Below are 23,353 nucleotides of genomic sequence, written 5' to 3'. Positions count from 1 at the left end.
CTTTCTCAGCAGGTGAGACAACGACTACGTCACACCGGACCGCCTTCCCGCCTGGAGTTACCATCGCAGGACCGGCACCCGACCCGGCACCGTGAGGCCCCGATGACGACACCTGGCGCGAAAGCGACGTGTATGCCCCGCATGCACCGCTGTTCCGGCGCGCCGTGTCGCGGCTGACCGACCGCCGCCGACCGTCCTCCGCCGCCCCTCTTCCTCCCCCGCCCGTCCGGTGCTTGTCTCGGTATCCGGACTTTCCTTCCAGAATCCTGGAGTTGTTCCCATGACGCTGCTGACCACCTGGTCCGAGTCCGGCCCCGAGACCCTGGTCCGCCGCACCTCGGACCCCGCCGAGATCGCGGAGGCGCTGAAGCCGATCGGTGTGCGCTACGAGCAGTGGCCGGTCCGTGAGGACGTTCCGTTCGACGCCGGCAGCGAGACGGTGTTCGCCGCCTACGGCCCCGAGATCGACAAGCTGAACGCCGAGGAGGGCTTCACCACCGTCGACGTCCTCGGTCTGCACCCCAGCGAGGACCCGGAGTTCCCGGCGAAGGCCAAGGCGGCCCGCGAGAAGTTCCTCCAGGAGCACACGCACGACGACGATGACGAGGTCCGCTTCTTCGTCTCCGGCTCCGGCATCTTCTACCTGCACGTCGGCGGCGAGGTGCACGCGGTCTTCTGCGAGAGGGGCGATCTCCTCGGCGTGCCGCGCGGCACCACCCACTGGTTCGACATGGGCACCAACCCGTCCTTCACCGCGATCCGCTTCTTCCACGAGGAGGACGGCTGGATCGGCAACTTCACCGGCTCGACCATCGCCTCCCGTTTCCCGGACTACGACACCATCGCGGCGGGCTACGAGGCCGACAGGGCCGCCGCATGACGTTGCGCCACACCGTCGACGCCGTGGTGCTCGACATCGAGGGCACCACGAGCGCCACGGGGTTCGTCGTCGACGTGCTCTACCCGTATGCGCGCTCACGGTTCGCCGCACTGCTCTCCGAGCGGTCCGGCGACCCCGAGGTGGCGCGGGCCGTCGCCCAGGTCCGCGAGGCGATCGGCGAACCCGAGGCCGACGCCGTGCGGGTCGAGAAGGCGCTGAACGCCTGGCTCGACGAGGACCGCAAGGCGACCCCGCTCAAGATCCTGCAGGGCGTCATCTGGTCCGAGGGCTTCGCACGCGGCGACCTCGTCTCGCACTTCTACGACGACGTCATACCGGAGTTGCGCGCCTGGCACTCCTCGGGTGTGCGGCTCTACGTCTACTCGTCCGGGTCCGTCGCGGCGCAGCGGTCCTGGTTCACCCACAGCCCCGAGGGCGACCTCACTTCGCTGCTCTCCGGTCTCTACGACACCGAGAACGCCGGGCCCAAGCAGGAGGCGGAGTCGTACCGCCGTATCGCCGGGGCGACCGGCATCGAGCCCGCGAAGCTCCTCTTCCTCTCCGACCGCCCCGGCGAGTTGGAGGCGGCCCGTGCGGCGGGCTGGCATGCCGTCGGGATACGGCGGCCCGGGGAGCCGTACTTCGAGCAAGGCGTCGGCGACCACGCCGCGGCGGGGACGTTCGACGAGATCACCGTTTCAAGGAGCACTTCGTGACCGCCGACATCAGCGCACTCGACCTCGAGGAGGCGGGGGCGGTCCTCGCCGCCGAGTCCGCCCGTTTCGCCTCGTTCGGCTGGATGCGGGGGACGTCCGGGAACCTGTCCGTGGTGCTCTCCCGTGATCCGCTGCGGCTCGCCGTCACGGCCAGCGGCCACGACAAGGGTGAGCTGACGCCCGCGGACGTGGTGCTGGTGGACGGCCGGGGCGCCGCGGTGAACGGCGGCAAGCCATCGGCGGAGGCCGAACTGCACGCGCGGGTCGCCGCGTTGACGGGGGCGGGCGCCGTGGTGCACGTCCACACGGTCGCCTCCGTCGCGATGGGGCACCGGCACCCGGGCGGGATCGTCTTCAAGGACCTGGAGATGCTGAAGGGCGTCGGCCAGCCGGCCCACGACGCCGAGGTGCCCCTGCCGGTCATCGCCAACAGCCAGGACATGAAGGTGCTCGGGGACCGTCTGGAGGCGGCGCGGGACCCCCGGATGCCGGCGGTGGTCGTGGCCGGGCACGGGCTGTATGTGTGGGGTTCGGATCCCCGGCAGGCCCGGCATCACACCGAAGTGGTGGAGTGGCTGCTGGAGTTGGAGCTGACGGGCCGCTGACACGCCAGAAGGGATCCCCGGTTGCGGGGATCCCTTCCGCTGTTGTGGGGGCTACTTCAGCCGGTCGCCCGGTAGTTCGCCCGCCGCGACCTCCAGCACGCCCCGCTCGGTCACCAGCCCGGTCACCAGGCGCCCCGGGGTCACGTCGAAGGCCGGGTTGTGGCCGCGGGACTGCGCCGGAGCCGTCCGTATCCCGCCCCACTCCAACACCTCCGCCTCGCCGCGGAGTTCGATGTGGATGTCGTCGCCGGTCGCGGTGGAGAGGTCCACCGTGGTCGTCGGTGCTGCCACCAGGAACGGGATGCCCACGTAGGCGCAGGCCAGGGCGATGCCCACCGTGCCCACCTTGTTCGCCGTGTCGCCGTTCGCCGCGATGCGGTCCGCGCCGACGATCGCCGCGTCGACCTCCCCGCGCAGGATCGTTCCTGCCGCGGCCCCGTCCGCCTGGACGTAGTGCGGGATGCCCTCCTGGACCAGCTCCCAGGCGGTCAGCCGGGATCCCTGCAGCAGGGGACGCGTCTCGTCGGCGTAGACGACCTCCAGGCGTCCGCGCGCGTGCAGTTCACGGATGACGCCGAGCGCCGTCCCCCATCCGGCCGTGGCGAGCGCGCCCGTGTTGCAGTGCGTCAGGATCCTCAACGGCCGGTCCGCGCCGACCCTTTCGAGCAGCCAGTCCGCACCGGAGGCGCCCATCGCGCGGTTCGCCGAGACGTCCTCGCGCTGGACCGCCGCGGCCTCGTCGAGCACCGCGTCGAGCCCCTCGTCGAACCGGGTCATGACGCGGTCCACGCACACCATGAGGTTGACGGCGGTGGGCCGGGCCTCCCGGACGCGGGCGACGGCCGTCCGCACCTCGGCGTCCGACCATCCCTCCCGCTCACCCTGCAGGAGTGCCAGCGCGACGCCGTAGGCCCCCGCCGCCCCGATCGCGGGCGCGCCCCGCACCACGAGGCGCTGGATCGCGTCGACCAAGGTGTCCACATCGCGGACATCCCTCGTCTCCGTGCGGTGCGGAAGCAGCGTCTGGTCGATGAGCGCGAGGCCGGACCCGGTCCATTCGACCGCGCGCAGTTCCTGGGGCATTTCGGGATACTCCTGATGTTCCGGTGGTCTCGCCACGGTACATGACATGGGGGAACCGCCCTCCACGAGCTGCCATGTGTACGCGTTCACAGGGCCGTGATCGCCGATCTGGAGGCGCTCGTCTGAGCAGAGCTCATAATGAGCTGAGACATCCGACGTCTCAGCGCAATGCGGGGCGAGAAGGAGGCCGGACATGGCTGTCACCGACGAGGCGATCGAGAAAATCAAGGGCATGATCGTCTCTGGCGCGCTGCGCCCCGGCGACCGGCTCCCCAAGGAGAGCGAGCTCGCCTCCGAGCTGGGGCTGTCCCGCAACTCGCTGCGCGAGGCCGTGCGGGCGCTGTCGCTGATCCGCATCCTGGACGTACGGCAGGGCGACGGCACGTATGTGACCAGCCTGGATCCGCAACTCCTGTTGGAGGCGATGAGCTTCGTCGTCGACTTCCACCGCGACGACACGGTCCTGGAGTTCCTGGCCGTGCGGCGCATCCTGGAGCCGGCCGCCACGGCGATGGCCGCCTCCCGGATCAGCGAGCAGCAGATCGACGCGCTCTCCGCCCAGTTGGACAAACTCGGCGACAGCCCGTCGGTGGAGGAGCTGGTGGCCTGCGACCTGGACTTCCACCGCGGGATCGTACAGAGCTCAGGAAACTCCGTCCTCTGCTCGCTTCTTGACGGGCTGTCAGGTCCCACCACCCGGGCCCGGATCTGGCGCGGACTGACCCAGGAGGACGCGGTCAGCCGCACCCTGCACGAGCACCGTGCGATCCTCGCCGCCCTGCGCGACCGGGACGGCGAGGCGGCCCGGTCGTGGGCGACGGTGCACATCGCGAGCGTGGAGCAGTGGCTGCGATCCACTCTGTGAGTTTCGCTGCGGAGACCGCAGGGGTGCGCGTCGACGTGCGGGTGCCTGCTCGTTGTGGCTGGTCGCGCCCACGCGGCGGAGCCGCATATCGACACGGTCCGCGCCCCTGAGGCCGGGATGGCCCCCGGGGTGCGACCCGGGTGTTTCAGGGTGGCGAACGGGGCAGTGATCCGTTCACTCCCCCGTGCAAGGGGGCTGCGGGCGCCCCCGCCGGACGCCGTAAGGTTGGTGCGTTAAGCGAGGGCACGTCGGAAGGAGGCGCTGGGTGATCGAGCTCGAGGGGGTTCCCGAGCTGATCGACCCGGTCATGGTGGCCGCGTTCGAGGGCTGGAACGACGCCGGCGACGCCGCCTCCACCGCGGTCGCACATCTGGACAAGGAGTGGAAGGGCGAGGTGTTCGCGGCGCTCGACGCCGAGGACTACTACGACTTCCAGGTGAACCGTCCCACCGTGTGGCTGGACGGCGGAGTGCGCAAGATCACATGGCCGACGACAAGGTTGTCGGTGGTCCGCGTCGGCGGCGACAAGCCGCGCGATCTCGTACTCGTCCGAGGCATCGAACCGTCGATGCGATGGCGCTCGTTCTGCAACGAGCTGCTGGGCTTCGCCCACGAACTGGGCGTGGAGCTGGTGGTGATCCTGGGCGCACTGCTCGGCGACACCCCGCACACCCGTCCGGTCCCGATCAGCGGGACCACGTCCGATGCGGACCTGGCCCAGCGAATGGACCTGGAGGAGACCAAGTACGAGGGCCCCACGGGCATCGTCGGCATCCTCCAGGAGGCCTGCACCCACGCGGGCGTGCCCGCGGTGTCGCTGTGGGCGGCCGTACCGCACTACGTGTCGCAGCCGCCGAACCCGAAGGCGACGCTGGCCCTCCTGAACCGTCTGGAGGACCTGATCGACGTACGGATCCCGCTGGGCGAGCTGGCCGAGGACGCGCGCGCCTGGCAGGTGGGCGTGGACCAGCTGGCCGCCGAGGACACCGAGGTCGCGGAGTACGTACAGACGCTGGAGGAGGCCCGGGACACCGCGGAGCTGCCGGAGGCCTCGGGCGAGGCGATCGCCCGGGAGTTCGAGCGGTATCTGCGGCGCCGGGACGGCGGCCAGCCGGGGCAGCCGGGCGGTCACGCGACCGCGGACGGCAGTGACAGCGCGGCCTATCTGCGGGACAGCCCCGGCGGTCGTGCGAAGCCTCCCAAGCCGCCGAAGCCGGAGACTGAGGCCGAGACGGAACCGGAGACGGACGACGAGGACTCGTCGTCGGAGGACTGAGCCGAGGACCGAGTCGAGAGTCGGGCCGGTGAGGGCGGTGCGCGGGATGCGCGCCGCCCTCAGCCGTGTCAGACCTGTCGTACCGCCACCGCGTCGTACTCGGTGGTGGGCGTCGGCTCGACGTCGAAGCGCGCGTTGGGCAGATACAGGCGGCTGCCCCAGGCCGCCACCGTCGTCGGTATGCGGAAGCGCGGGTCGGTGATGCGGGTGATCGCGGTGCCCCGGGTGCCGGCGTCGTTCAGCCGGAACACGTCGATCGCGTTCTGTTGCTGCTGGACGGCGTAGAGGATCCGGCCGAGCAGGAGCAGGCCGTCGCCGTTGGGCAGTTTCGCCGTGCCCAGGTCGACGGCGCGGGCGGCGCCGGTGCGCGGGTCGACCCGCATGAGGCCGCCGCCGTTCGCGAAGGCGTTCACCACGAGCAGGGCGCGGCCGTCGGGGGTGCGCTCGATGCCGTTGGCCGTGAAGTCGGGCCCCTGCTGCCAGTCCCCGGTCAGCGGTACGGTCGTCACCGCACCCTTGGCCAGCTGGTAGAGCACCGGCTTGAAGGAGTCGGTGAACCAGGCGGCGCCCGGGGTGAGGATCACGTCGTTCACGAAGGTGCCGCCGGTTGCGTACACCTGTTCCGTCTCGCCGGAGCGGGCGTCCACGGTGCGTATCTCGCCGCTGTCGCCGCCGGCGAGGAAGAGTCTGCCGTGCCGGTCGATCTTCAGGCCGACCGTCGGGCGTCCGGCGCCCTTGGCGACGATCTTGCCGCGACCGGTGGCGAGGCTCGCCCGGTAGATGTCTCCGTTCGCGAGGGAGCCGAAGTAGGCATACGGCCGGGAGCCGATGGTGATGCCCTCGGGCTGGAAGCCGTCGGGGAGGGGGAACTGCGCGGGCCACCCGGTGCGCCGGGTCTCGGCCGCCTGCGCGGTGCCACCCAGCAGGGCTGCTCCGGTCAGCGCGGCGGTCGTGGTCAGGAGTGTGCGACGTGCGAAGGAACGGTCTGCGAGTGCCACGGTGCGTCCTTCCGCAAGGGGGGGCCGGCGCACAGCCGGCCGAACGGGCGAGCGAAGCTCCCACCCCATCACATGACGGCTGTCTCCACAGCCTTTGGCCGGATTGCGACGTGACATCGGTTTCTGGACGGATTGCACACGTTACCCAATCAACTTGTTTCTAAACCGAGTTGGCGAACCAGGGCTGGACGAGCCGCCGTTGCGGTGCTTGGTTGTCCCCCGGAAGGCACTGAAGGCACCCGCAGAACCCGCACGGACGAAGGGAGCGGTACCCGATGACCGAGCAGGTACAGCCGCCACAGGGCCCGGGAGCCTCCGGGCCGGGCCCCGACGGAGCGGGATTCACCTACCGGGGAGCCGAACAGGAACTGATCGTCGTCGCCCGCCCCGAGGCCCGGCTGCGTGCCGGGGCCGAGGGCGTCCGCTCCGCGGCGGGCGCGGACGTGTCGGCCCTCAATATGTTCCTCAGCGACGAACAGCTCGCCCTGGAGCCGCTGTTCGGCAGCGAGGAGCGCCTCCAGCAGTCCGCCGTCCCGGGCGCCGAGGACGTGCCCGATCTCGCGCGGTTCTACCGGGTACGCGGCGGCGAGGACCGGGCGGTGGAACTGCGGGCGCGGATCGCCGCGCTGCCGGGCATCGACACGGCGTACGTCAAACCGCCCGCCGTGCCCGCGACGGTGGACGACGACCGCCGGCTGAAGGAGGGCGCGCCCGTCACGCCCGACTTCACCGGCAGGCAGGGCTATCTGCGCCCCGCACCCGAGGGGATCGACGCCCACTGGGCGTGGCAGCGCCCCGGTGGGACGGGTCACGGGGTGACCGTGATCGACGTCGAGGGCGCCTGGCAGCTGGGCCACGAGGACCTGGCGGCCAAACTCGCCGGTGTGGTCGTCGGCACCCCGCTGACCGACCTGGCCTGGCGCAACCACGGCACCGCCGTGATCGGCGTCATCGGTGGCGACCCGGGCGAGCGCGGAGTGACCGGGATCGTGCCGGAGGCGGTGACCGCGGCCGCGTCCTTCCAGGGCATCGGCACGGCCGCCGCGATCCAGGCGGCGGCCGACCGGCTCGGCCCCGGTGACGTCGTCCTGGTCGAACTGCACCGTCCCGGGCCGCGGTTCGACCACGAGATCCGTGACGACCAGAAGGGCTACATCGCGCTGGAGTGGTGGCCGGACGACTACGCGGCCGTCCGGTACGCGACCGCCAAAGGCGTTCTCGTCGCGGCGGCCGCGGGCAACGGCGGCGAGTCCCTCGACGACGCCGTCTACGAACGCCGCCCCGACGAGTTCCCCGCATGGTGGCGCAACCCGTTCAACCCCTCCAACCAGTCCTCCGGTGCCGTCCTGGTCGGCGCGGGTGCCCCGCCGCCCGGCACGCACGGCCGCGACCACGGCCCGGACCGCTCTCGCCTGGCGTTCTCCAACTACGGCGCGCGCGTGGACGCGCAGGGCTGGGGCCGCGAGGTCACGACCACCGGCGGCTTCTGGGACAAGCCCGGCGACCTTCAGGGCGGGCCCGAGGAGATCGCCTGGTACACGGACACGTTCTCCGGGACGTCCTCCGCCTCCCCGGTGGTGGTCGGCGCGCTGGCCGCGCTGCAGGGCATGCTCAAGGCGGCCGGCCAGCCGCCGATGTCCCCGGAACGCGCCCGTACGGTGCTGCGCGCCACGGGCTCCCCGCAGCAGGACGCACCGGGCCGTCCCGCCTCGCAGCGGATCGGCAACCGTCCCGACATCAAGGCGGCGGTCACCCGGCTGCTGCCGGAGGCCGTCGGCTCGGGCCAGGCCGAGCGGTACTGGGACGAGCTTCTGCCCTATCCCCGTGAACTCCCGCCGCGCCTGCGCCTGTTCGTGGCCGGCGCCTGGCGCAACCTCAACCACCCGTCCCCCGAGATCCGACAGGCGGTCCATACCGCCTTCGCGGGCGGACGGCCCGACGTCCGGGTGTGGTTCTCGGACGACGAGATCGTCGGCCTGGTGATCACCGGCTGACGGTCCGGCACGGCACGTCCCGTCACATCACACGGAAGGTGACACCGGCATGAGCATCACCCCGCAGATGGGCCAGCAGGGACAGCAACAGGGTCAGCAGTTCCCGACGACCTCGCCCTACCAGCAGCAGGGCTTCGGACCGCAGGGCGGCCAGCAGGGCTTCGGCACGGGTGCCGGCTCCATGGAGCAGCTCCAGCAGCTCGGTCAGCAGCAACCGTTCCAGCAGCTGTTGCAGCAGCTGGGCGGCCAGCAGCAACAGCAGCAGCCCTTCGGGCAGACACAGCAGCAGGACCAGCAGGCGCAGCAGATGGAGCAGCAGAACCAGCAGCAGCTCCAGCAGCTCGCGCAGTCCGTGGTCCAGCAGGTGATCCAGCAGGTCCAGTCGCAGGCGCTCGCCGCCGGAGTGGCGAACGGGTTCATCGACATCGTGCACCCGCTCCAGGGCCAGCCCCAGCAGGTCTTCCTGCGCATCAACAACCAGTTCCGGGTTCTGAACAACCCGAGCCCGCAGATCCACCAGCAGATCCAGGAGGCCTTCGCGTTCGGTCACCAGGTGATCGGCATCTGGGACACCCAGTCCCCGAACGTCCTGCGCAGCGTGCGGATCCAGCGGATCTGACCGGCACGACCGGCACGTGACAGACGAAGGGGCGCTTCCCTCCGCGGGGAGCGCCCCTTCCGGACGGCCCTACGGCCTTACAGCGCGACGCCGAGCAACGCGTCCACCGCACGTGTCACCACGCCGGGCGCGCCCATGTCGGCTCCGCCCCACTCCTCCTGCGCGGCGGCCCAACGGTCGACGGCGGCCAGCGCGGTGGGGGCGTCCAGGTCGTTCGCGAGGGCCTCGCGGACCTCCTCGACGAGCGTCTCGGCGGACGGACCGTCGGGCCGGGAGACGGCGGCACGCCAGCGGCCCAGCCGGTCCACGGCGTCCTGGAGGACCTGGTCGGTCCACTCCCAGTCGGACCGGTAGTGGTGGGCGAGCAGCGCCAGCCGGATGGCCGCGGGGTCGACACCCTCGCGCCGCAGCTGCGACACGAAGACCAGGTTGCCCTTGGACTTGGACATCTTCTCGCCGTCGAGGGCGACCATGCCGGCGTGCACGTACGCCTTGGCCATGGGGAACTCGCCGGTCAGCACCTGGGCGTGGGAGGCGCCCATCTCGTGGTGCGGGAAGGCGAGGTCGGAGCCGCCGCCCTGGACGTCGAAGGTCATGCCGAGGTGGTCGAGGGCGATCGCGACGCACTCGATGTGCCAGCCGGGGCGTCCCCGGCCGAGCGAGGCGCCGTCCCAGCTGGGCTCGCCCTCGCGGGCGGCCATCCACAGCATCGGGTCCAGCGGGTTCTTCTTGCCCGGACGGTCCGGGTCGCCGCCGCGCTCGGCGGACAGCAGCCGCATGGCGGCCGCGTCGAGGTTCGAGACCTTGCCGAAGTTCGGGTCGGACTCGACGGAGAAGTACACGTCCCCTTCGAGCTCGTACGCGGCACCGGCGTCCCGCAGCCGCTCGACGAGCGGCACGATCCCGGGTATCGCCTCGACCGCGCCGATGTAGTGCTGCGGGGGCAGCATCCGCAGGGCGGTCATGTCCTCGCGGAACAGGGCCGTCTCCTTCTCGGCGAGGGCGGCCCAGTCGAGGCTGTCCCGCTCGGCGCGCTCGAGGAGCGGATCGTCGATGTCGGTGACGTTCTGGACGTAGTGAACCTGGCGCTTGGTGTCGAGCCACACGCGCTGCACGAGGTCGAACGCGTTGTAGGTCGCCGCGTGCCCCATGTGGGTGGCGTCGTACGGCGTGATGCCGCAGACGTAGAGACGGGCGACGGGACCGGGGTCGAGGGAGACCAAGCCACCGGTCGCGGTGTCGTGGATCCTCAGGTCGCGGCCCTGACCAGGCAGGGCGGGGACCTCGGAAGCGGGCCAGGCATGCATGTCATGAGCCTAACCGGACGGATGTTCCGTATACGAACCGGACCGGGCCGGATGGCCGGTAAGGCCTTCTTGCGCGGTACGGGCCTGTGTGCAGTGTGCTGCTAAACGGGCGGCCAGGGAATGGCCGGCCACTCACCGCTCGGTTCCGGGTGCTTCCCGGAGTCCAGCAGCGCCTCTACACGCGCGCGCGTGGCGTCGAGTTCGGCGGCGGTGATCAGTACGGCGAGACGCCGGGCGAGCGCTCCCGAGGGGCCGAGCGTCTCCTTGAGGCTCTTGAGGACGTCGACCGCCTCTCCCGTCAGGGGTTCCCCGGCCCAGCCCCACAGGAGCGTGCGGAGCTTGTTCTCGGTGTTGAACGTCACTCCGTGATCGATGCCGTAGAGACGGCCGCCCTCGGCGGGCAGCAGATGACCGCCCTTGCGGTCCGCGTTGTTGATCACCGCGTCGAGGACCGCGAGCCTGCGCAGGCGCTCGTCGTCCGCGTGCACCAGAAGCGCGGTTCTGCCTTGGTCGACCTCGGCGAGGCCGATGGCCTTCCAGCCGGGCTCGGGTTCCTCGGCGTCGACCAGGGCGAGCAGTTCACTGCCCGGCACGGCCTCGATCCACAACTGGCACATGCCCTCGCCGTAGGGCCCGTCCCGCAGCACGGTGGGCGGCACCAGGCCCCAGCCGGTCGCCTCGGACACCTCGTAGGCGGCGACCTCGCGCTGGGCGAGGGTGCCGTCCGGGAAGTCCCAGAGGGGCCTCTCGCCACGGACCGGCTTGTAGACGCAGAGCGCCTCCTGGCCGTCGTGGGAGACGGAGCAGTGCAGCACCGCGTTGGACGCGTCCCGGATCTGTCCGCGAACCGTCAGCTCGCCCCTGGCGAGCAGCTCTGCCGTGGTCACGCTCCGCGGCGGTATCCGTTCTGGCGCGGACATACGTGTCCTTCCGGGTCGAGCGGGAGGCTGCACAGCGGGCACGGCGGCCGCCCGGCGTTGACGACGTCCAGGGCGCGCTTGGCGAAGGCCCTGGCCTGCGCGCCGGTGAGGCGGACCCGCAGCATCGGGGGCCCGTTCTCCTCGTCCTGGAGGAGTTTCTCCTCGGCCTCGGCGAGGTCCTCCTCGGATTCGGCCTCCAGCTCCACGAGGGCCTGCGCCTCGACGATCATGCGCTGCTCCTCGCCGTCCCAGGCGAGGGCCATGGTGCCGACCCGGAACTCCTCCTCGACGGGGGTGTCGAGGGGGGCGGTGTCGGCGACGTCGGTGGGCGACACCGCCGGCACCGGGGCGCTGCCGCCGCTGCGGCGCACGACCTCGTCGAGGAGTTCTTCCATCCGCTCGGCGAGAGCGGCCACCTGCGTCTTCTCCAGGGCCACGCTGGTCACTCGGGGGCCGGCCGTGGCCTGGAGGAAGAACGTACGGCGCCCGGGCAGTCCGACCGTGCCGGCCACGAAGCGGTCCGGCGGGTCATAGAGGAACACCTGACGGGACACGTCCTGTCTCCATTGGATTCGTGAGTACGGGAACGTCCATGCGTGAACGCGCTTGCGTGAACCGCTTCACCCTACTGCGCCCGACGATCACGGTGCGCCCGCACCACCACCGACCGGGGCGTCACCGCCCGCGGCCTCCTCGCGCGGCACCAGGGACGCGAAGTCACCGGTGTCGCCGAGGCGGAGGAGAAATGGCCGCAGACGTGTGTATCGGATGACAGTGATGGAACACGGTTCGACAGAGATCCTCTGGAAGAGGTCGAGATGAAGACCCAGTGCGTCCGCGACGAGCGACTTGATGATGTCGCCGTGCGAGCACAGCAGATAGACGGCGTCGGCTCCGTGATCGCGCTCCACGCGCGCGTTCCACTCGCGTACGGCCTCCGCCGCCCGCGTCTGCATCGCGCGCATGGACTCGCCGCCGGGAAACGCGGCCGCCGACGGATGCGCCTGGACGACCTCCATGAGCGGCTCGTCCCCCAGCTCCGCGAGCTTGCGGCCGGACCAGTCGCCGTAGTGGCACTCCCCGATGCGTTCCTCGCTGTGCGCCGGGAGGCCGGGCCGGGCGTCGAGCAGCGGCTGAATCGTTTCCTGACAGCGCTGGAGGGGGCTGGCGACGACTTCGGAGATCGGCACTCCTTCGAGCCGTCCGGGCAGCGAGGCGGCCTGTGCGGTGCCGCGCTCGTCGAGGGCCACGCCGGGCGTCCACCCGGCGAGCAGTCCCTCGGTGTTCGCGGTGGATCGTCCGTGCCTGACAAGGATCAACGTGGGCATGCGGCCCAGGGTAGGCGTACGCCGGACCCCGGCGTCCTTCGAGCGACGGGAGAACACACTCCGTGATCGTTGACTGTGCCATCTATCGGGAGGGGCATCGTTCGGAGGGGCCCGAGGACCTGTCCGACGCGCTGGACGAGGCGCGCTCGGCGGGCGGGTTCGTCTGGATCGGGCTGCACGAGCCGACGGAGAAGGAGTTCGACCTGGTCACCAGGGAGTTCGGACTGCACCCACTGGCGGTGGAGGACGCTCTCAAGGCACATCAGCGGCCCAAGCTGGAGGTGTACGACGACTCGCTGTTCGTGGTCCTCAAGCCGGTGGTGTACGAGCCGGAGAGCGACACCGTCTCCACCGGCGAGGTCATGCTCTTCCTCGGCGACGCCTTCGTGGTGACGGTCCGTCATGGCGTGGGCTCACCGCTGAAGGCCGTGCGGGAGCGCCTCGAGCAGGAGCCGCAGCTGCTCGGCAAGGGGCCCACCTCGGTGTTGTACGCGGTCGCCGACGCCGTCGTGGACCACTACCTGGAGGTGGCGACGGAGCTGGCGACCGACCTGGAGGAGCTGGAGGCGGAGGTGTTCTCGCCGGACGGCGGCGGCTCGCGGCACACCGCGTCCCGGATCTACGGCTTCAAGCGGCAGATCCTGGAGTTCCGCCGCGCCACCGTCCCGCTCTCGATGCCGCTGACCCGGCTCGCGGGCGTGGGGGCGTACGGCGGGACGGTGCCGTTCGTGAACGACAGGGCGCGGCCCTTCTTCCGGGACGTGAACGACCATCTCGCGCGCGTGAACGAGTCGGTGGAGGGCCTGGACCGGCTGGTGTCGGACGTCCTGTCGGCGCATCTCGCGCAGATGAGCGTCCGGCAGAACGACGACATGCGGAAGATCTCCGCGTGGGCGGCCATGGCGGCGGTCCCCACGATGATCGCGGGGATCTACGGCATGAACTTCGACCACATGCCGGAGCTGCACTGGGTGTGGGCGTATCCGGCGGTGATCGCGCTGATGGGCGTTCTGGAAGTGCTGCTGTACCGGCTGTTCAAGCGCCGGGGCTGGCTGTAGTGGGTGCTCAGGCGAACTCGGGGGCCGAGGTGGCGGGTCCGCCGAGCGCGTCCCGGCGCTCCGGCGGCTTCAGGGAGACCATGCGGCGCCAGCCCGCGGCGCGTTCGTAGGCGTACACGCCGTGGATGCCCGCGGCGAGGACCGCGGACTTCGCCCGGGACCAGCCGAGGATGCGTCCCATGTGGGCCATCACCGCGAGGCTGACGTCCCGGTAGACGCGGATCTCGGCCAGCGCGCACTCCCTGAGCGTGTGCCGGATGGCGCGGCCGTGGCCCGCGTGGGCGAAGCGCAGCAGTTCCTCGTGGCAGTAGGCGAGGTGGTTGTCCTCGTCGCCCGAGATCATCTTCACCGCCCGGCCGAGCTCGGGGTGGTCGGCGAAGTGCTTGCGCAGCAGTTCCATCTGTTCGGAGGCCCGCTGTTCGGTGACCCTGCTGTGGGCGAGGTAGGTGACGATGTCCTGCACGGTCAGCGGCTCGTCGCTCTTGAGCTTCTCGTGGGCGAGGCCGATGCCGTGCTTCTCCAGGAGCATCGTGTAGTCCGTCTCGGGCGGGACGGGCACGGCTTCGAGACCGCGCTTCCTCATCAGGGCGTTGAAGATCCGCCCGTGCTTGTCCTCGTCGGCGCCGTGCCGGGTGATCTTGGGGGCGAGTGCGCGCTCGCTGGGCGGTACCAGCGCCGCGATGCGGGCGTTCTCCCATCCGCCCTGCGACTCCCCGCTGGCCGCGATGGAGCAGAACAGCCGGAAGGACTCGTCGTTGTCGAGGATCTCCTGGAACAGACTCTTGGCCGAAAGCATCGTGAGGCACCTCTCTGCCGGACTCGCGGCATGCCGCAAAGAAAGAGTCAAATGCGGCGCGAGGGGTGCTGCAACAGCTGTGTCGGACAACTCCGCCGAAAGGATGACCTCCGGGGTCACGACGGGGCGTAACCGCACAGGGCACGCGCGCGTTGAAGCACATGACGGCCGTGGCGGGGTAGACCCCCGAGCCCCCACCACGGCCGCGGAAACCTCACGCGGTCGAACCGTGTGTCCGTGCGTAGGCCCCGTTATGCGAGCCCGGCCCGCTCCAGGGCCTCGGTGCCGGCCCTGAGCGAGGCGAGCCGCTCGTCGAGGGTGAAGCCGGCGGGGGCCAGGGTGAGCGTGGTGACGCCGGCCGCCGCGTACTCCCTCATCCGGTCGGCGATGCGGTCCACGGAGCCGAGCAGGGTCGTCTTGTCGATCAGGTCGTGCGGGATGGCGGCCGCGGCGCCGTCCTTGTCGCCGCCCAGGTACTTGTCCTGGATCTCGGCGGCCGCCGCCTCGAAGCCCATGCGCTGGGCGAGCTGGTTGTAGAAGTTCTGCTTGCGGCTGCCCATGCCGCCCACGTACAGCGCGGTGTAGGGGCGGAAGGTGTCGGCGAGCGTGGTCACGTCCTTGTCCTCGCCGAGGGCGAGCGGGAGGGTCGGGGCGATGTCGAACCCGTCGAGGGTCTTGCCCGCCTTCTCCCGCCCGGCGCGCAGATGCCGGATCGCGGTGTCCTCCAGGTGCTCGGCGGAGGGGAAGATCAGCAGGGCCCCGTCGGCGATCTCGCCGGTCTGCTCCAGGTTCTTCGGGCCGATCGCGGCGATGTACAGCGGGATGTGCTCGCGCTCGGGGTGCACGGTCAGCTTGAGCGGCTTGCCGGGGCCGCCGGGCAGCGGGAGCGTCCAGTGCTCGCCCTCGTGAGTGAGGCGTTCGCGGCTCATGGCCTTGCGCACGATCTCGACGTACTCACGCGTGCGTGCCAGCGGCTTGTCGAACTTGACGCCGTACCAGCCCTCGGAGACCTGCGGTCCCGAGACGCCGAGGCCGAGCCGGAAGCGGCCGCCGGAGAGGGAGTCGAGGGTGGCGGCGGTCATGGCCGTCATCGCCGGCTGGCGGGCCGGGATCTGGAAGATGGCCGAGCCGACGTCGATGCGCTCGGTCCGGGCGGCGACCCAGGTGAGCACGGTGGCCGCGTCCGAGCCGTAGGCCTCGGCGGCCCAGCAGACGGCGTATCCGAGCCGGTCGGCCTCCTGGGCGACGGCGAGATTGTCCGCGTCCATTCCGGCGCCCCAGTAGCCGAGGTTGATCCCGAGCTGCATGGCCGATTCCCCTTACCGATCAGTAACGTCCTTGTCGGCAGACCTTAGCGCGGCAGGGCGCGCCGGGGCAGGTCGCGGCCCGTGCCGATGAGCGGACGGTGATCCTCGCGCACCTGTCGCAATCCGTTGTCCACAGGCCCCCACGCGACAGGTTCTGGCCAGTAATCTCGGCGTTCATGGAGCAGAGGCATCTCGGCCGTACCGGCCTGCGCGTGTCCCGCATCGGACTCGGCACCCTCACCTGGGGCAGGGACACCGACGAACACGACGCGGCGGACCTCCTGAAAACCTTCTGGGAGGCGGGCGGGACGCTGGTCGACACGGCGGACGTGTACGGCGACGGGGAGGCCGAGTATCTGCTCGGACGGCTCATAGAAGGCCTGGTCCCGCGCCGGGACCTGATCATCTCCACCAAGGCGGGCAGCGTGCCCGACCCGGACATCCGCGTCGACTGCTCGCGCGGGCACCTGCTCTCCGCGCTGGACGACTCGCTGGCCCGGCTCGGCACGGACTACGTCGACATCTGGCAGATCCATTCCTGGGACCCCTGCACCCCGCTGGAGGAGACGCTCCAGGCCCTCGACCTGGCCGTCAGCAGCGGCCGCGTCCGCTATGCCGGGGTCTCCAACTTCTGCGGCTGGCAGCTCGCCAAGGCGGGCACCTGGCAGCTGGCGGCGCCCGGGACGCGCACCCGGCTGGCCGCCACGCAGCTGGAGTACTCGCTGCTGCAGCGCGGGATCGAGCGGGAGGTACTGCCGGCCGCGCTCGATCTGGGCATCGGGCTGTTGCCCTCCTCGCCGCTGGGCCGTGGTGTCCTGACCGGCAAGTACCGCAATTCCACTCCGGCCGACTCGCGGGGTGCCTCGGAGCATCTCGCGCCGTTCGTCGCGCCCTACCTCGACGACACCGCGAGCCGCATCGTGGACGCGGTGACCACGGCGGCCGACGGGCTCGCGGTGACGCCGCTCCAGGTGGCCCTCGCGTGGGTCCGGGACCGGCCGGGAGTGGCCGCGCCGATCGTCGGCGCGCGCAACTCGCAGCAGCTCACGGCGGCATTGTCAGTGGAGGCCCTTAGTCTTCCTGACGAGATCTGCCGGGCGCTCGACGATGTGTCGGTGCCCGTGCACCGCTATCCCGATCACGACTGGAGCACGCTGTGAGCACGGAGCCGGAGCCCACGGAGAAGACCGAGCCGGGGACGCGGGGTGCCGCGCCGGAGCCGGAGGGCCCGGAGGGAGCGCCGGGCCGGGCGACGGACGGCGGCGCGGCGAGCGGCGGGGTCGGTGAGGGCGCTGACGGGGCTTCTGCGGGCGGCGGTGAGTCGGGGGCGGCCGGTGAAGGCGTGAGTGACGCGCCTGTCGGCGGCGAGGAACCGGAGACCGACGCGGGCGAGGGCGGCGACTTGGCCGGCGTGGACGCGGACGGCGCGGGCAAGGCTCAGCTGTCCGAGGCCGAGGCCGAGTTGGCGGCCCAGCGGCTCGAGCGGGAGCGGATCGCACGGCGGAAGGCCGAGAAGCAGCAGCCCGTCGAGAGCGGAGCCAAGCTCAGCGGGAAGGCGGCCGATCTCCTCGCGGCCGTACGGGCGGTGGAGAGCGGGGCGAAGCCCGCGGCCGCCGTCTTCAGCGAGCCCGAGCCGCCGCGTCGGCCCGCCCAGGAACCGGTGCGGCCCCGGCCGGTGTCGGCGACCGGCGCCGGCGGTGCGGTCGGTGTCGCCGGTTCCGTCGGCGGGCCGGCGCCGGAGACCGTGGAGGCCGTGCAGCGTGTGCTGGCCGAGGGCGGGGCGCCCACGGCCCTCGCGCCGCAGGTCGCCGCGGCCCTCGGGGAAGGGGCCGACGAGGAGCTGCGGACGGATCCCTGGCAGTTGCTGCGGGTCACGGGCGTACGGCCCGAGCAGGCCGACGGGTTCGCGCGGGAGCTGCTCGGCGCGGAGTGCGCGCCGGACGACGAGCGGCGGGGGCGGGCGGTCACCGTCTGGCTCCTGGAGCAGGCGGCGCTCGCCGGGCACACCGCGCTGGAGATGCCGGCGCTCACCGCCGCCCTGGCCCAGCGAGGCGTGCCGGACGCCGCCGCGGCCGTACAGAGCACGATCGCCGAGGCCGAGGCCCTGGTCTTCCAGGACGCCCTCGACCCGGCGGCCCCGGAACCCGCGGAGGACGACGAGGAGGGCGCGGAGCGGCCGGTCCGGATCCTGGTCGGGCTCGAGCGCTACGCCCTCGCGGAGGAGAGCCTCGCCGACGGTCTGGCCCGGCTGATCAACTCCGTGCCCAAGGAGGACGGTTCGGCCGAGGACTGGGAGCGTGCCGCCGCGTCGGCCAAGGGTTCGGCCGCCGAGCTGATCCGCGCGGCCGCGGCGGGCGGCCTGGTCCTGCACACCGGCGGCCAGGCGTCCCTGACGGAACCCGCGGCGCTGCTGACGGCGGCGCGAGGGCTGGGGCTGCGGGCATGGGCGGCCACGCACAGCCCACTGGGCCGGGACCGCTTCAGCGCCCTGCTCCAAGGCGACCGGCAGGACGGCACGGCCGGCTCCGTGCCCTCGGACGGCACCGCGCACGAACAACCCCGCACCCGGCCCGTCGCCACCGTCGCCGGCCTGCTCTCCGGTGCTGAAGGGCCCGGCCGGGACGGAGACGGGGCGTTCGATCTCGACCTGCTCGTGGTACTCGACGCGCCGCAGCTGGACGTCGAGACGGCCGCGCTGCTCGTGGAGTCGATGCCCGACGGGGCGCGGCTGGTGCTGGGCGGAGATCCGGCCGTGCTGTGGTCGGCGGGGCCGGGACGGGTGTTCGCGGATCTGCTCGCCGCGCGGATCTGCCCGCAGGTCGCCTCGCGAAGGCCGGACCCCGGCCCCCTGGGCGAGCTGGTCTCCGGTATCGGCATCGGTGAGCTGAACCAGGTCGAGGCCCCCGGCAAGGAGGTCGTGATCGTGCCGGTGCGGGACGCGGGCGAGGCCGTGCACCGGACCGTGCAGCTGGTCGCGGACTCGGTGCCACGGGCGCTCGGGGTGCCCGCCGAGGAGACCCAGGTGATCACACCGGGCCACGGCGGCGCCGCCGGCACCCGCGCCCTCAACGCGGCCCTGAAGGAGCGCCTCAACCCCGGCCCCGGCCGCTTCGGCGGATTCGACCCCGGTGACCGCGTCGCCTACTCCCCCGCACCGGGCCGTACGCTCCCGGGCGCCGTGGTCGGGGCGGACGCGGACGGCCTGCACCTGACCTGCGCCGGCGAGCCAGTCGTCGTACCGAAGGAGCGCGTGGAGCAGTCCGTGCGCCACGGCTGGGCCCTGACCGCACACCAGGCGGTGGGGTGCCGCTGGCCCGCGGTCGTCGCGGTACTGCCGGGTGACGCCACCCAGGCCCTGTCCCGTCCCTGGGTCTACACGGCGTTCGGCAGGGCGGACCGCCACCTGTCCGTGGTCCAGGGCGCGGAACAGGCCCTGCCGAGGGCGGTGGCCGAGATCCCGGCCAAGCCGCGAACGACTCGGCTGCCCGTCCTCCTCAGGACACAGACACCGGCGTCCGGCTGATCCCGTCCGCAAAAGGGCGCGGCCCCGGAGATCATTCCTCCGGGGCCGCGCCTCATGCGTCTCAGCGACGATCCACGTCCAGCGGTTCCAGGTCCTCGTCCTCGAGGTCGGCCCCGTCTGCCTCGTCATCGACGTCGTCCTCAAGGTCGTCGTCGAGGTCGTCGTCGAAGACCGCGCTGACATCGAACCGGCACACCACCCGCTCCACGTCGACCTGCTCGAACGGCGCCTCCAGCCACTCCCCCGGATCGGCCGGTTCGTCCGCCGCGGTGACCCACAGCGTGGAGTCGCCCTCCTCGAGACCGAACTCCTTGTGCCGGGAGGCGATCTCGTCGGGTTCGAACTCGCCGAACAGCACCCCCAGCGCGCCGTGCACCGTGCCGGAGGCCTCCGTGGCGACAGCGTCGTCGGCCGCCTCGACCCGCTGGGCCTGCGCCAGCAACCGCTGCGGCTCCGCCACGGCGTAGTCACGGCGGATCAGCACGCTCAGCGCGTTCGGCTCCTCCGGGCCGGTGTACGGCGGGGTGTCGTCCGCGCCGGGGATCTCGAAGGGGGTGACCTCGTCGTAACGGTCGTAGAGCAGCTCGTCGTACACCTCGGCGGCCGCGGCCAGTTCGTTGAAGGCCTCGTAGACGCCGGGGTCGTCCTCCCCCGACCTCCGTTCGACCGCGGCCAGGTGGCGGTCGAGCGCGGTCTTGACCGCCTCGGCGGCGGCACGTACCTCGGCAGCGGTGGGCTGCACAGCATCAGACATAGTGCAGACGCTATCCGTACCGGGCCCCGGCCCGCACAATAGATGCGATGCCGGAATACGAATTTGTCGACGTGTACGTACCGCGGGGAGTCTCCCGCAAGGACGCCACACGTCTGCTGACGGACCATGCAGAGTACGGACACTGGGAGTTGGACCGACTGAGCCTGATGCGCGATGGCAGCCGCAGGGTGCGGTTGCGCCGGCGGATCATCCGCCAGGTGCGTGCCACGTGGTGAGACAGGCCGAACGGAGCGGGCCCCGCCGCGGCGGGGCCCGCTCCGTTTCCCGCGGTGCGCCCTAGACCGAGGCCCGTGCCCTGCGGTAGAGCACCGTGCCCGCCAGGAGCGCCCCGGCGCCCACCGGGAGGGCCAGGCCGATCGGCAGGTCGCTGCCGGTCCGGGCGAGCTGCGCGCTGCCCAGGGGCTGGCTGACCGTCTGGGTACCGGGGTGGTTGCCGCCGCCCGGCGTCTGGTGGCCGCCGCCGGGCGGGGTGGCGGGGGAGCCGGGGTGGCCGGGCTCCACCGGATTGCCGGGGTTGCCCGGGTGGCCGGGGCTGCCAGGGTGGCCGGGCTGTTCCGGCGATCCGGGCGGGGTGTGGTGGCCGCCGCCGGGCGGGGTGTGCCGGCCACCGCCGGAGCCGTTTCCGGAGCCGTTTTCGCAGTCGTTGCCCATGGCGGGGTTGCCGATGCCGATGAGGTCGACGCTGTTGCCGCAGACGTTCACCGGGACGTCGATCGGCGCCTGCACGTGATTGCCCGAGCCCACGCCGGGTGAGCCACCGGTGTGTCCGCCGGCGTGCGAACCACCGGAGCCCCCGGAGCCGTGGCCGCCGTGGCCGCCGTGGCCGCGACCCCCGTGACTGCCTCCGCCCTTGTTGCCGCAGCTGTTGCCCATGGCCGGGTTGAGGACCCCGACGACGTCCACGGTGTTGCCGCACACGTTCACCGGCACGTGCACCGGCACCGACACCGTGTTGCCCGACAGCACGCCGGGAGAGTTCGCGCTGGATCCGCTCGCGCCCGAGTCTGCGTGGGCGGCGCCTCCGGCCGCGGCGATCACGCCGGTCGCGGCCGCCACTGTCATCAGACCCTTGCGGGTGACTTGTCGCATTTACTGAATCCCTGCTTTCGACCTTGCCTCGAAATAACGCCGCATCGCGGTTCTGTTTCTTTTCGAATAGACCGGTCGGCCCCGGAACGCATGGCGTGCGCTCCGGGGCCGACGGGCTCATCCCTCTTTACCGAGGGCGAGGCACAACGTCACTTGTTGATGCAGGTGTTGCCGAAGGCGGGGTTCAGCAGGCCGATCACGGAGACCGTGTTGCCGCAGACATTCACCGGGACGTGCACGGGAACCTGGACGACGTTGCCGGACAGAACACCCGGGGAGCCCACAGCGGCACCCTGAGCACCCGCATCGGCGACGGCAAGGCCCGCGCCCGCGAGAATCAGGCCACCAGTGGCAGCCGCAGCGGCGACGACCTTCTTGATCATTATTCCTCCTTGTTGGCAAAGCGACCCCAAGTAGCGGATCGCATCACCTGTAACGAGGAGGGAGTAATGGGGATACGAGCGTATGAGCACATTCACCCTTCCCGGCCGACTTCGCACGGGCGGGCGAATTGCCGCGTCAACTCGCGTCGATGAAACGGTCGAGCACCCGCACGCCGAACTTCAGCCCGTCCACGGGCACCCGCTCGTCGACACCGTGGAACATCCCGGCGAAGTCCAGCTCCGGGGGCAGCTTCAGCGGCGCGAAGCCGAAGCCGCGGATGCCGAGTTCGTCAAAGGACTTGGCGTCGGTGCCGCCGGAGAGCATGTAGGGGATCGCCTTGGCGGCGGGGTCCTCGGCGACCAGCGCGGACTGCATGGCGTCCACCAGCGCACCGTCGAAGGTGGTCTCGACGGCCTTGTCGGAGTGCACGTCCTCCCGCTTGACCTTGGGCCCGAGGATCTTGTCGAGATCCGTGAGGAACTCCTCCTCGAAGCCGGGCAGGAAGCGCCCGTCGACGTGTGCGGTGGCCTCGCCGGGGATGACGTTGACCTTGTAGCCGGCGCCGAGCTGGGTGGGATTGGCGGTGTTGCTGAGGGTCGCGCCGATGAGCTTGGCGATGCCGCCCAGCCTGGCGAGCGTGCCCTCCATGTCCTCCGGGTCCAGCTCGGTGCCGAGCGCGTCGCCGAGCTCGTCGAGGAAGGCACGGGTGGTCTTGGTGACCCGGACCGGGAACCTGTGCCGGCCGAGCCGCGCGACCGCCTCCGAGAGTTCGGTGATGGCGTTGTCCCGGTGGATCATCGAACCGTGCCCGGCGGTGCCGGCCACCGTCAGCTTCATCCAGTGCATGCCCTTCTCGGCCGTCTGGATCAGGTAGAGCCGCCGCTGCTCGCTCACCGTGAAGGAGAAGCCGCCGACCTCGCTGATCGCCTCGGTCACGCCCTCGAAGAGCTCCGGGTGGTGGTCGACGAGGTACCGGGCGCCGAACTTGCCGCCCGCCTCCTCGTCGGCGAGGAACGCGAGGACGATGTCCCGGGGCGGCCTGCGCCCACTGCGCAGGCGGTCACGGACGACCGCCAGGGTCATCGCGTCCATGTCCTTCATGTCGACGGCGCCCCGCCCCCACACGCACCCGTCGGCGACCTCGCCGGAGAAGGGGTCGTGGGTCCAGTCCTGCGCGTTGGCCGGTACCACGTCGGTGTGTCCGTGGATCAGCAGCGCGGGCCTGGACGGATCCTCGCCCGCGATCCTGGCGACCGTGGAGGCCCGGCCGGGGTGCGACTCGAAGATCTGCGGTTCGAGACCCACCTCGGCGAGCTTCTCCGCGACGTACTCGGCCGCCTTGCGCTCACCCGGGCCCGAGTGGTCGCCGTAGTTGCTGGTGTCGATCCGGATCAGCTCGCGGCAGAGGTCCACGACCTCGTCCTCGCCGGTGACGCCCCTGGCCGTGTCCGTGTCGCTCACGCTGTTCCTCCCGCTGTCACTGCTGGTGGTTCCCCTCATCCTCCCCCCGCGGGCCGGTCCTCCCCAAGACCGGACCCGGCCCGTCACACGCCGTTCACGCGGGGCCGGGGAAGGCGACGGGGGGTGATCGGGGCCCCTCGAAAGCCTGGTAATGTTTCCTTCGTCGCCGCGAGGGGAACCCCGCGCGACAGACACCTTGTCCGGGTGGCGGAATGGCAGACGCGCTAGCTTGAGGTGCTAGTGCCCTTTATCGGGCGTGGGGGTTCAAGTCCCCCCTCGGACACCAGCCGAATCCCCCGGTCGCTCAGCGGCCGGGGGATTCGTCGTATACGGCCTGTTCGCTGTATGTGGGACATCTCTCGCTCGGCG

The 23,353-nt window shown here is 71.4% G+C and carries 23 protein-coding genes and 1 tRNA gene; 12 read left to right on the top strand and 12 right to left on the bottom strand.

Annotated features, from left to right (window positions below; translation table 11 throughout):
* The first annotated feature begins 280 nt into the window (after nucleotides 1–280).
* The 3 genes from AQJ46_RS25435 to mtnB are packed head-to-tail and all read left to right on the top strand — an operon-like array spanning nucleotide 281 to nucleotide 2,201.
* A complete protein-coding gene (locus AQJ46_RS25435; RefSeq protein WP_059207826.1) occupies nucleotides 281–880 on the top strand; it encodes a 1,2-dihydroxy-3-keto-5-methylthiopentene dioxygenase in 600 nt (199 codons plus the stop codon).
* Entirely contained in the window at nucleotides 877–1,596 is a 720-nt protein-coding gene (gene mtnC / locus AQJ46_RS25430) for an acireductone synthase (protein ID WP_059207825.1), read from the top strand. The genes AQJ46_RS25435 and mtnC overlap by 4 nt, the downstream gene beginning before the upstream one ends.
* Entirely contained in the window at nucleotides 1,593–2,201 is a 609-nt protein-coding gene (mtnB, locus tag AQJ46_RS25425) for a methylthioribulose 1-phosphate dehydratase (protein WP_059207824.1), read from the top strand. The genes mtnC and mtnB overlap by 4 nt, the downstream gene beginning before the upstream one ends.
* Before the next feature lie 51 nt (nucleotides 2,202–2,252).
* Here mtnB and mtnA read toward each other — a convergent pair whose 3' ends face one another.
* A complete protein-coding gene (gene mtnA, locus AQJ46_RS25420; protein ID WP_059207823.1) occupies nucleotides 2,253–3,284 on the bottom strand; it encodes an S-methyl-5-thioribose-1-phosphate isomerase in 1,032 nt (343 codons plus the stop codon).
* Nucleotides 3,285–3,477: 193 nt separating this feature from the next.
* On the opposite strand from mtnA, the gene AQJ46_RS25415 reads away from it, so the two are divergent.
* Together AQJ46_RS25415 and AQJ46_RS25410 are read left to right on the top strand one after the other, a co-directional pair.
* A complete protein-coding gene (locus AQJ46_RS25415) occupies nucleotides 3,478–4,149 on the top strand; it encodes a FadR/GntR family transcriptional regulator (RefSeq protein ID WP_057614348.1) in 672 nt (223 codons plus the stop codon).
* Between the two features lie 265 nt (nucleotides 4,150–4,414).
* On the top strand, nucleotides 4,415–5,425 hold the full coding sequence (locus tag AQJ46_RS25410) for a PAC2 family protein (RefSeq protein ID WP_057614349.1): 1,011 nt from the start codon (nucleotides 4,415–4,417) through the stop codon (nucleotides 5,423–5,425).
* Between the two features lie 68 nt (nucleotides 5,426–5,493).
* On the opposite strand, the gene AQJ46_RS25405 is transcribed toward AQJ46_RS25410, so the two are convergent.
* Entirely contained in the window at nucleotides 5,494–6,423 is a 930-nt protein-coding gene (locus AQJ46_RS25405) for an SMP-30/gluconolactonase/LRE family protein (protein WP_059207822.1), read from the bottom strand.
* A 275-nt stretch (nucleotides 6,424–6,698) separates the two neighbouring features.
* Here AQJ46_RS25405 and AQJ46_RS25400 point away from each other — a divergent pair, with 275 nt between their 5' ends.
* Together AQJ46_RS25400 and AQJ46_RS25395 are read left to right on the top strand one after the other, a co-directional pair.
* Nucleotides 6,699–8,417 carry a S8 family peptidase gene (locus AQJ46_RS25400; protein WP_059207821.1) on the top strand — a complete coding sequence of 573 codons (1,719 nt, stop codon included), beginning with the start codon at nucleotides 6,699–6,701 and terminating at the stop codon, nucleotides 8,415–8,417.
* A 49-nt stretch (nucleotides 8,418–8,466) separates the two neighbouring features.
* Nucleotides 8,467–9,036 carry a hypothetical protein gene (locus AQJ46_RS25395; RefSeq protein ID WP_059207820.1) on the top strand — a complete coding sequence of 190 codons (570 nt, stop codon included), beginning with the start codon at nucleotides 8,467–8,469 and terminating at the stop codon, nucleotides 9,034–9,036.
* A 77-nt stretch (nucleotides 9,037–9,113) separates the two neighbouring features.
* Here AQJ46_RS25395 and mshC read toward each other — a convergent pair whose 3' ends face one another.
* From mshC to AQJ46_RS25375, 4 genes are all read right to left on the bottom strand, one after another.
* Nucleotides 9,114–10,343 (bottom strand): cysteine--1-D-myo-inosityl 2-amino-2-deoxy-alpha-D-glucopyranoside ligase, encoded by a 1,230-nt coding sequence (gene mshC, locus AQJ46_RS25390; RefSeq protein ID WP_059207819.1) that lies wholly within the window; start codon nucleotides 10,341–10,343, stop codon nucleotides 9,114–9,116.
* 101 nt (nucleotides 10,344–10,444) lie between these two features.
* Nucleotides 10,445–11,263 (bottom strand): SCO1664 family protein, encoded by an 819-nt coding sequence (locus AQJ46_RS25385; protein WP_208616984.1) that lies wholly within the window; start codon nucleotides 11,261–11,263, stop codon nucleotides 10,445–10,447.
* On the bottom strand, nucleotides 11,227–11,817 hold the full coding sequence (locus tag AQJ46_RS25380; RefSeq protein WP_059207817.1) for a DUF3090 domain-containing protein: 591 nt from the start codon (nucleotides 11,815–11,817) through the stop codon (nucleotides 11,227–11,229). The genes AQJ46_RS25385 and AQJ46_RS25380 overlap by 37 nt, the downstream gene beginning before the upstream one ends.
* An 87-nt stretch (nucleotides 11,818–11,904) precedes the next feature.
* The gene (locus tag AQJ46_RS25375; RefSeq protein WP_059207816.1) at nucleotides 11,905–12,591 is read right to left on the bottom strand and encodes a histidine phosphatase family protein; all 687 of its coding nucleotides are present in this window, start codon (nucleotides 12,589–12,591) and stop codon (nucleotides 11,905–11,907) included.
* Nucleotides 12,592–12,653: 62 nt separating this feature from the next.
* Between AQJ46_RS25375 and corA the strand changes: the two genes are divergently transcribed.
* The gene (gene corA, locus AQJ46_RS25370) at nucleotides 12,654–13,649 is read left to right on the top strand and encodes a magnesium/cobalt transporter CorA (RefSeq protein ID WP_059207815.1); all 996 of its coding nucleotides are present in this window, start codon (nucleotides 12,654–12,656) and stop codon (nucleotides 13,647–13,649) included.
* 7 nt (nucleotides 13,650–13,656) lie between these two features.
* On the opposite strand, the gene AQJ46_RS25365 is transcribed toward corA, so the two are convergent.
* Together AQJ46_RS25365 and AQJ46_RS25360 are read right to left on the bottom strand one after the other, a co-directional pair.
* Complete coding sequence (locus tag AQJ46_RS25365) at nucleotides 13,657–14,445, bottom strand: hypothetical protein (protein WP_059207814.1); 789 nt, start codon at nucleotides 14,443–14,445, stop codon at nucleotides 13,657–13,659.
* Between the two features lie 251 nt (nucleotides 14,446–14,696).
* The gene (locus tag AQJ46_RS25360) at nucleotides 14,697–15,752 is read right to left on the bottom strand and encodes an LLM class F420-dependent oxidoreductase (RefSeq protein WP_059207813.1); all 1,056 of its coding nucleotides are present in this window, start codon (nucleotides 15,750–15,752) and stop codon (nucleotides 14,697–14,699) included.
* A gap of 176 nt (nucleotides 15,753–15,928) precedes the next feature.
* Here AQJ46_RS25360 and AQJ46_RS25355 point away from each other — a divergent pair, with 176 nt between their 5' ends.
* Both AQJ46_RS25355 and AQJ46_RS25350 read left to right on the top strand, forming a co-directional pair.
* Nucleotides 15,929–16,912, top strand: a complete 984-nt coding sequence (locus AQJ46_RS25355) for an aldo/keto reductase (protein ID WP_057614360.1) — start codon at nucleotides 15,929–15,931, stop codon at nucleotides 16,910–16,912.
* The gene (locus AQJ46_RS25350; protein ID WP_059207812.1) at nucleotides 16,909–19,275 is read left to right on the top strand and encodes a helix-hairpin-helix domain-containing protein; all 2,367 of its coding nucleotides are present in this window, start codon (nucleotides 16,909–16,911) and stop codon (nucleotides 19,273–19,275) included. The genes AQJ46_RS25355 and AQJ46_RS25350 overlap by 4 nt, the downstream gene beginning before the upstream one ends.
* 61 nt (nucleotides 19,276–19,336) lie before the next feature.
* On the opposite strand, the gene AQJ46_RS25345 is transcribed toward AQJ46_RS25350, so the two are convergent.
* Nucleotides 19,337–20,029 (bottom strand): hypothetical protein, encoded by a 693-nt coding sequence (locus AQJ46_RS25345; protein WP_059207811.1) that lies wholly within the window; start codon nucleotides 20,027–20,029, stop codon nucleotides 19,337–19,339.
* A 47-nt stretch (nucleotides 20,030–20,076) separates the two neighbouring features.
* Between AQJ46_RS25345 and AQJ46_RS25340 the strand changes: the two genes are divergently transcribed.
* Nucleotides 20,077–20,265, top strand: a complete 189-nt coding sequence (locus AQJ46_RS25340; protein WP_007380901.1) for a DUF5703 family protein — start codon at nucleotides 20,077–20,079, stop codon at nucleotides 20,263–20,265.
* Between the two features lie 61 nt (nucleotides 20,266–20,326).
* Here AQJ46_RS25340 and AQJ46_RS58815 read toward each other — a convergent pair whose 3' ends face one another.
* From AQJ46_RS58815 to AQJ46_RS25325, 3 genes are all read right to left on the bottom strand, one after another.
* Nucleotides 20,327–21,139 (bottom strand): chaplin, encoded by an 813-nt coding sequence (locus AQJ46_RS58815; RefSeq protein WP_059207810.1) that lies wholly within the window; start codon nucleotides 21,137–21,139, stop codon nucleotides 20,327–20,329.
* Nucleotides 21,140–21,288: 149 nt separating this feature from the next.
* Nucleotides 21,289–21,522: a chaplin ChpH gene (gene chpH / locus AQJ46_RS25330; protein WP_057614364.1), complete on the bottom strand. Its 234-nt coding sequence runs from the start codon at nucleotides 21,520–21,522 to the stop codon at nucleotides 21,289–21,291.
* 136 nt (nucleotides 21,523–21,658) lie between these two features.
* Entirely contained in the window at nucleotides 21,659–22,984 is a 1,326-nt protein-coding gene (locus AQJ46_RS25325; protein ID WP_057614365.1) for a M20/M25/M40 family metallo-hydrolase, read from the bottom strand.
* A gap of 198 nt (nucleotides 22,985–23,182) precedes the next feature.
* Here AQJ46_RS25325 and AQJ46_RS25320 point away from each other — a divergent pair.
* Nucleotides 23,183–23,270 (top strand) — tRNA-Leu (locus tag AQJ46_RS25320).
* Nucleotides 23,271–23,353: the final 83 nt, after the last annotated feature.

This window comes from Streptomyces canus, assembly GCF_001514145.1.
GTDB lineage: Bacteria > Actinomycetota > Actinomycetes > Streptomycetales > Streptomycetaceae > Streptomyces > Streptomyces canus.
This window is presented reverse-complemented; position numbering and strand designations above follow the sequence as displayed.